Source organism: Flavobacterium sp. (genome assembly GCF_043756175.1).
GTDB lineage: Bacteria > Bacteroidota > Bacteroidia > Flavobacteriales > Flavobacteriaceae > Flavobacterium.
This window is the reverse complement of the sequence record NZ_JAYURN010000012.1, coordinates 1-6,489: the sequence shown is the minus strand read 5'-3', so window position 1 is coordinate 6,489 and position 6,489 is coordinate 1. Positions and strand designations below refer to the sequence as shown.

9 protein-coding genes and 1 tRNA gene are annotated in these 6,489 nt (G+C 32.8%); 4 read left to right on the top strand and 6 right to left on the bottom strand.

Annotated elements, in window-relative coordinates:
* Positions 1–850, top strand: an 850-nt coding sequence (locus ACH2BP_RS00795; protein ID WP_395056060.1) for an energy transducer TonB, incomplete at its 5' end; no start/stop codon positions are given.
* Positions 851–966: 116 nt separating this feature from the next.
* Here the strand turns inward: ACH2BP_RS00795 and ACH2BP_RS00790 are convergent.
* On the bottom strand, positions 967–1,041 hold the full coding sequence (locus ACH2BP_RS00790) for a hypothetical protein (RefSeq protein WP_395056062.1): 75 nt from the start codon (positions 1,039–1,041) through the stop codon (positions 967–969).
* Between the two features lie 10 nt (positions 1,042–1,051).
* Positions 1,052–1,609, bottom strand: coding sequence for a hypothetical protein (locus ACH2BP_RS00785; RefSeq protein ID WP_395056058.1), 558 nt, complete (start codon positions 1,607–1,609; stop codon positions 1,052–1,054).
* 46 nt (positions 1,610–1,655) lie between these two features.
* Between ACH2BP_RS00785 and ACH2BP_RS00780 the strand changes: the two genes are divergently transcribed.
* On the top strand, positions 1,656–1,826 hold the full coding sequence (locus ACH2BP_RS00780; protein ID WP_395056056.1) for a hypothetical protein: 171 nt from the start codon (positions 1,656–1,658) through the stop codon (positions 1,824–1,826).
* 220 nt (positions 1,827–2,046) lie between these two features.
* Here ACH2BP_RS00780 and ACH2BP_RS00775 read toward each other — a convergent pair whose 3' ends face one another.
* The 3 genes from ACH2BP_RS00775 to ACH2BP_RS00765 all read right to left on the bottom strand — a co-directional run bounded on the left by ACH2BP_RS00775 (position 2,047) and on the right by ACH2BP_RS00765 (position 3,950).
* Positions 2,047–2,496 carry a DUF2971 domain-containing protein gene (locus tag ACH2BP_RS00775; RefSeq protein WP_395056054.1) on the bottom strand — a complete coding sequence of 150 codons (450 nt, stop codon included), beginning with the start codon at positions 2,494–2,496 and terminating at the stop codon, positions 2,047–2,049.
* A 358-nt stretch (positions 2,497–2,854) separates the two neighbouring features.
* Positions 2,855–3,256 carry an ExbD/TolR family protein gene (locus ACH2BP_RS00770; protein WP_395056052.1) on the bottom strand — a complete coding sequence of 134 codons (402 nt, stop codon included), beginning with the start codon at positions 3,254–3,256 and terminating at the stop codon, positions 2,855–2,857.
* Positions 3,234–3,950 carry a MotA/TolQ/ExbB proton channel family protein gene (locus tag ACH2BP_RS00765; RefSeq protein WP_395056050.1) on the bottom strand — a complete coding sequence of 239 codons (717 nt, stop codon included), beginning with the start codon at positions 3,948–3,950 and terminating at the stop codon, positions 3,234–3,236. Before ACH2BP_RS00765 ends, ACH2BP_RS00770 begins: the two co-directional genes overlap by 23 nt.
* Positions 3,951–4,271: 321 nt before the next feature.
* On the opposite strand from ACH2BP_RS00765, the gene ACH2BP_RS00760 reads away from it, so the two are divergent.
* Positions 4,272–5,486, top strand: a complete 1,215-nt coding sequence (locus tag ACH2BP_RS00760; protein WP_395056048.1) for a bifunctional folylpolyglutamate synthase/dihydrofolate synthase — start codon at positions 4,272–4,274, stop codon at positions 5,484–5,486.
* Between the two features lie 81 nt (positions 5,487–5,567).
* Positions 5,568–5,642, top strand: a tRNA-Val gene (locus ACH2BP_RS00755).
* A gap of 134 nt (positions 5,643–5,776) precedes the next feature.
* On the opposite strand, the gene ACH2BP_RS00750 is transcribed toward ACH2BP_RS00755, so the two are convergent.
* A partial coding sequence (locus tag ACH2BP_RS00750) for an IS3 family transposase (protein ID WP_395056046.1) occupies positions 5,777–6,489 on the bottom strand: 713 nt, incomplete at its 5' end.

The following is a 6,489-nucleotide window of genomic DNA, read 5'->3' as shown; positions in this document are numbered from 1 at the left end:
TTATATATTGTTGTTGCTGATATTGTTTTTTATACGATTTTGGCCACCAGCAAACATGCAAGAATTAGCTGGCGGTGGCGGAGGAGGTGGTGTTACTGTAAACTTTGGTGATACCGAATTTGGTTCTGGAAATAATTTTGAAAGTGATGTTTTAGATGTAAAAAACGAAACCAAACAAGTTGTAAAACCAACAGAAACTGCCGAAGATCAAATTATAGCGCAAGAAAATTCGACCGAAGAAAATGATGTGGTTATCGCTAAAAAGACAATCACAAAAAAACCTAAGGTTGAAATTTTAAAAAAAGAAACCCAACCAGTTGTTGTAAAACCAAAAGTTACTAAAAACACCAACGACGCTTTGGCTAATATCCTAAAAGGAGGAAACAAAGGCGGCGACGGAAATTCGAGCACTCAAGGAAACCAAGGCTCATCGAATGGAAGTTTGTCTAACGATGGCTACGGAAATGGTGGTTCTGGAGGAGGAACAGGCGGTGGAAACGGTTCTGGCAACGGTACGGGAACGGGAGCAGGAAGTGGTTCTGGATCTGGTGGTGGTTCAGGAAGTGGAAATGGTGGCGGTGTAGGTTATTCTCTTGGTGGCCGAAAAGCACTGTCTAAACCAGCACCTAAATATACTTGTAATGAATCAGGTAAAGTTGTTGTCGAAGTTTCTGTAGATAGAAACGGAAATACAATTAGTGTGGTTCCAGGAGTAAAAGGTACTACAAACACTGCAAAATGCTTACTAGACCAAGCCCGAATTGCCGCAATGAATACCAAATGGCAAGCCAGCGAAGATGCGCCAGAAAGACAAGTTGGCAAAATCGTGTATAGCTTTAGTTTGAATTAAAATATCTAGTAATATAACAAAAAAGCACAAAATTCAGAATGAATTCTGTGCTTTTTTGTTTTGATAAATTGTTGAGATTTTGTGAGACTTTCGCAAAATCTATCTTAGCGGTCATTTCATGATTTTAGCCAGAATTCATCAGTCAAATAAAATACTGTATCAATAAAATAAAGAATGTCATTTTTTGTCAAAACATTCTCATCATGTAAATTCTTCTAGTATTATTCCCAATTCGGGGTTTATATAATCATTATTTCTATTATTCTGAAAACCATTATTGGTTAAAAAGTCTTTGACTTGTTGCAAATCTGTTGTAGAAGTTACTGATACGTAATTCTGTTTTACAATTGCGTATAGAATATCATTGTCTTTTGTAAAACCAATTAATTCGTAAGCGGTGTCTGAAAAAAAATAATTGCGAAGAAGCAAATTATGGAAATAATCTTTCCAAGAATTATAATAAATAGCACCGTTTAATTTCAACACATGCTCGCTATCTTTTAAATAGACTTTCTGTTCAGCTCCTTCACTGACATATTGAGAAATATCTAAATCATTTATCCAAAGATTTTTATCAGAAATAAAGTTCTCTAACTTCTCTGTTTCTTTTTCGTTGTGGTGCTTTTCGTTTTCAGCATTTGAGCCTGCTTGCGAGCCATTGCTAAGGTAACAGGAGATTGTTTGGATAATTGTTCCAAACCTAACTTCGCTCTTTCCTGAAAGGATATTGTGTAATTCATCTCTTAAATGGTTATGCATTATGTAAATATAAGAAAGTTTTTTGTTAAAAATGACTTTTTGAGACGTGCTCGAAAATACAATTAGTGTGGTTCTAGGTGTAAAAGGAACTACAAATACTGCAAAATGTTTATTAGACCAAGCCCGAATTGCCGCAATGAATACTAAATGGCAAACCAGCGAAGATGCTCCAGAAAGACAAGTAGGCAAAATTGTATATAGTTTTAGTTTGAATTAAAATATTCTAGCAATATAAAAAACACAAAATTCAGAATGGGTTTTGTGCTTTTTTGTTTTAGTAAATAGTTGAGATTTTGTGAGACTTTTGTGGAGTAACGTCCGGTGACGTGACTCTCACCGAGCAATCACAAATATAAACCAAACCTTGAGTTATCAGAGTATTTTCTAAAGAACCACAGAATAAGCCATTGAGGTGAACCTGCTGTTGGCAGTAGTTTTTATATTTCTCTCAGGATTTCAATTTTCAAGTTTTCTGTGTTTAAATCCACTATGAAGTACCTCAATGAATTTATATGTGAAGTATTGTGCTTAACAAGGTCAATATCATCCTTCGCGGCATTTTTTCCGAAATATATTGCTACTAGATTTCCTAAAAACGGTTTTTCTTTTCCAGCAAAATTTGCTTCTTCACAAATTATATAAGTTCTTAGTTCTTCTTCATAACTCCAGTTTTTGAATTTGTTTGCCAAAAATTTTCCATTTGAGGTAATGTTTATGCTTAAATGTCCAGTAGATGTCCTTTCTATATTGTCTATGATTGTTAGATCATTATCATAGTTGATATTAATTAATTGACCTTTAATTGTCTCTTCGTTTGTTATTTCAAACTCTAGGCAAACTCCTCTATGATTGTCCGCATAATGCGACCACATTAGTATTTCACTCATATTCTTAGAAAAGCAACAAGTACAAAGTTTGGAGGTGAAATCAGTATAGGTGTTTGTGGCTGTATTGTCTATCAAAAAACACTCAAAAGGGTCATTCAATAAATGAAGTTTACTATACCAATTAGTTTCTTTTCTTAAAGATTGAAGTAAGTTAATATTTATTGTATGATATTTAAATATTTTCATTTCGGATACAATGCGTTTTCTTAAAATTACCGACAACTTATCGATTTGTATATTTTGCGTGAGGGATAGAAGCGGTATCCTTTTTTGAGGAACGAAAAAAAGATATAGCGAAAAGCCTGACCCGTCTCGTCTTTTGGGATGAGACGAAGGGTCACGCCCAAAATCTTAAACTTTATTTACCAGCACTTGTAGCGATTACAAATTTCAAATTATTTTTTACGCCTATTTGCAAAACATCTACTAAATCCTGCACTTGAAGATTGTACGGAATGCGGACAATGACTGCTTGGTCTTTGGTTTCTCCTAATTTAGAGAGTAATGTAGTTTCCAGATTATCGAACGAAACTTCTTGCTTGTCGAGATAAAATTTCTTGTCTTCGGTAACTGAAAGTGTGATGTGTTGCTTGTTTGTTTTTTCGGTTGCTTTGGCTTTAGGCAACGTCATTTTTATCACATTTGGGTTTGCCAATGTAGATATGATTAGGAAAAACAACAGCAAAAAGAACATAATATCACTTAATGACGATGTTGCTATTTCTGCATGAAATCGTTTATTTCGTTTTATTTGTGGCATTTGGTCTCTGAATTATGTTTACAAATTCTAATACGTGGCGCTGAATATTTAACGAAAAACTGTCTATCACTCCGTTAAATAAATGGTAGGCCGAGTAAGCCACAATTCCTACAATAAGTCCCGAACCAGAACTAATCATTTTTTCGTACAAACCACCAGAAATATTTCCAATACTAATGTTTTCGGTAATCGAAATGCTATAAAAAATCTTAATTACACCGCCAATAGTTCCAATAAAACCTAAGGTTGGAGCGATACCAGCAATAAGACCAAGATGTCCCAATCGGCGTTCCATTTGTCCAATTTCTATATTGGCCACTTTTTCCATATTCGATTCAATCTCGGCAATGGGTCTTCCTATGGTGTGAAGCCCTTCTTTTATTACGTTTCCAGAAGCGGTAGTGTCTTTTTCGGCAGTGGCAATCGCCATATCAATATTACCAGAATTCAGGTGAATTCTAATATCTTTCATCAAATGAGTGTCGTATTTTGTGTGTTTTTTCAAATAAATAAAACGTTCGATAATCACGTAAATCGTGTAAAACAGCAATAAGGCAATGGGAATTAAGAAAAATCCACCTTTCATAATAAATCCTAAAACTGAAATTTCGTTGTCTTTTACAACATTTTCAATGACTGCACCAGATGCAGCTGCAATGGTATCGTTTTGGGCTTGTAAAAAAAATCCAATCATATGGCAAAGTACTTTATTTATATTAAAAAATAGCTCAATTTTGCATAAAGATAATTGTCTATATTATACTAAACTAAAAAATAGATAAATTATTTTGTCAGCACTGATTATTTCTGATTTTAAATAAATATATTTTAAATGTTTAACCACATAGAAACATAGTTTTTATGAATTCAATAAAGACGCTTCACTTTATTACAATAAAACATAACTTTGTGAACCAAGTATTGGTCTATCTAATTCTTCTTTCTATGTTTCTATGTGGTTTTATTTTTTTTTAGAAATTTTAAGTTTTATTAATTGCATTATAAGGTTAAAAATATGAATTACCAACAGACTTTAGATTGGCTATTTGCACAGTTGCCCATGTACCAGCAACAAGGTGCTTCGGCGTATAGAAAAGATTTAGTAAATACTATTTTACTCACCAATCATTTGGGAAATCCTGAATTAAAAGTAAAAACGATTCATGTAGCTGGAACCAACGGAAAAGGCTCTACTTCGTCTATGATTGCTTCGGTTTTGCAGGAAGCAGGTTATAAAGTGGGTTTATACACTTCGCCACATCTGAAAGATTTTAGGGAAAGGATAAAAATAAACGGAATAGAAATTTCTGAAGATTTTGTTGTCGATTTTGTTGCCAAAAACAAAGCTTTTTTTGAAGAAAACAACCTAAGTTTTTTTGAAATGACAGTAGGTTTGGCTTTCGATTATTTTGTAAAACAAGAAATCGATGTTGCTATTATTGAAGTCGGAATGGGGGGAAGGCTTGATTCTACCAATATTATTACACCATTGGTTTCGGTAATTACTAATATTGGTTTAGATCATATCCAGTTTTTAGGTAATACGATAGAAGCCATTGCTAGTGAAAAAGCAGGCATTATAAAACCAAATATTCCAGTTGTAATTGGAGAATATACCAACCAAACCAAAGATGTTTTTTTGGCTAAGTCCAAAGATTGTAGGTCGGATATTTATTTTGCTTCGGATTTAATTACTAATGATTATCCGAGTGATTTATTAGGCGATTATCAGCAACACAATAAGAAGACGGTTGTTCAAACCATCGAAGTTTTAAAACCTTATTTTTCAGTTTCGGAAGAAAACCTAAAGAACGGATTATTGAATGTAGTAAAAAATACGGGTTTGTTAGGACGTTGGCAACAAATAAAGTCAAATCCAAAAGTAATTTGCGATACGGCGCACAATAGTCATGGTTTAAAGATTGTATTAAATCAGATTGAAAAAGAAAAATTCGGCAACTTATTTTTTGTTTTAGGCTTTGTAAACGATAAAGATTTAGATGATGTTTTGCCTTTATTCCCAAAAAAAGCGAATTATTTTTTTAGCAAGCCAAATATTTTTCGAGGATTAGAAGCGAAAATTTTACAAGAAAAAGCGGCTGAGTTCGGACTAATTGGGAATATATATAATTCTGTTTCAGAAGCTTATCAAGAAGCTTTAAGATTGTCAATGCAAGACGATTTTATTTATATTGGGGGAAGCACATTTGTAGTTGCAGAAATTTTATAATTTTATTTGATTTTTGTTTGCAAAAGTAAAAAAACGTCTTATATTTGCACTCGCAATAACGCAAGACATTGCTACCCGAAAGGGCGATTAGCTCAGCTGGTTCAGAGCACCTCGTTTACACCGAGGGGGTCGGGGGTTCGAACCCCTCATCGCCCACAAAAAACTCCTTAAGAAATTAAGGAGTTTTTTAGTTTTATACTTTATGGAATTTATTGTTTATATACTCATCGCCACAAAAAAAAACTCCTTAAGTAATTAGACTGCACCCAAAAGTTTGGACAAATTTATAATTAATTTTGATAATAATGAGCTCGATATTGTATCGGGCTCATTTTGTTTAAATTTGACTTGATTCTGTCGTTATTGTAATAGTTTATGTATTCATTTATTTCATTTTTTAAATGGTCTATTGATTTGTATTTTTTAAGATAGAACAATTCCGATTTTAGTATTCCAAAGAAGTTTTCTATAATATCATTATCCAAGCAATTTCCTTTTCTGGACATACTTTGAGTTATTCCTTTTTCTTTTAATAAACATTGATATTGTTTCATTTGATATTGCCAGCCTTGGTCAGAATGTAGGGTTAAATTAGTGTTATTTGGTATTTTTTTAAATGCTTTTTTAAGCATCATTACTACTTGATTAAACACTGGTCTTTCTGTGAGTTCATAACTGATTATTTCCTGATTAAACAAGTCAATAATAGGAGATAAATACAATTTGTTTCCAGATACATTAAACTCGGTTATGTCGGTTGCCCATTTTTGATTAGGAGCCGATGCTTTGAAATTGCGTTCTAAAATATTAGGAGCTATTTTGCCTTGTTCGCCTTTATATGATTTATATTTTTTGACTCTAATAATACTTTTTAAACCTATTAATTTCATTAATCTTAAAACTGTTTTGTGATTGATAACCAAACCTTTATTATTTAATTCATCTGTAATTCTCCTATACCCATAACGACCTTTGTGTTTATGATAAATGAATTTTATTAACT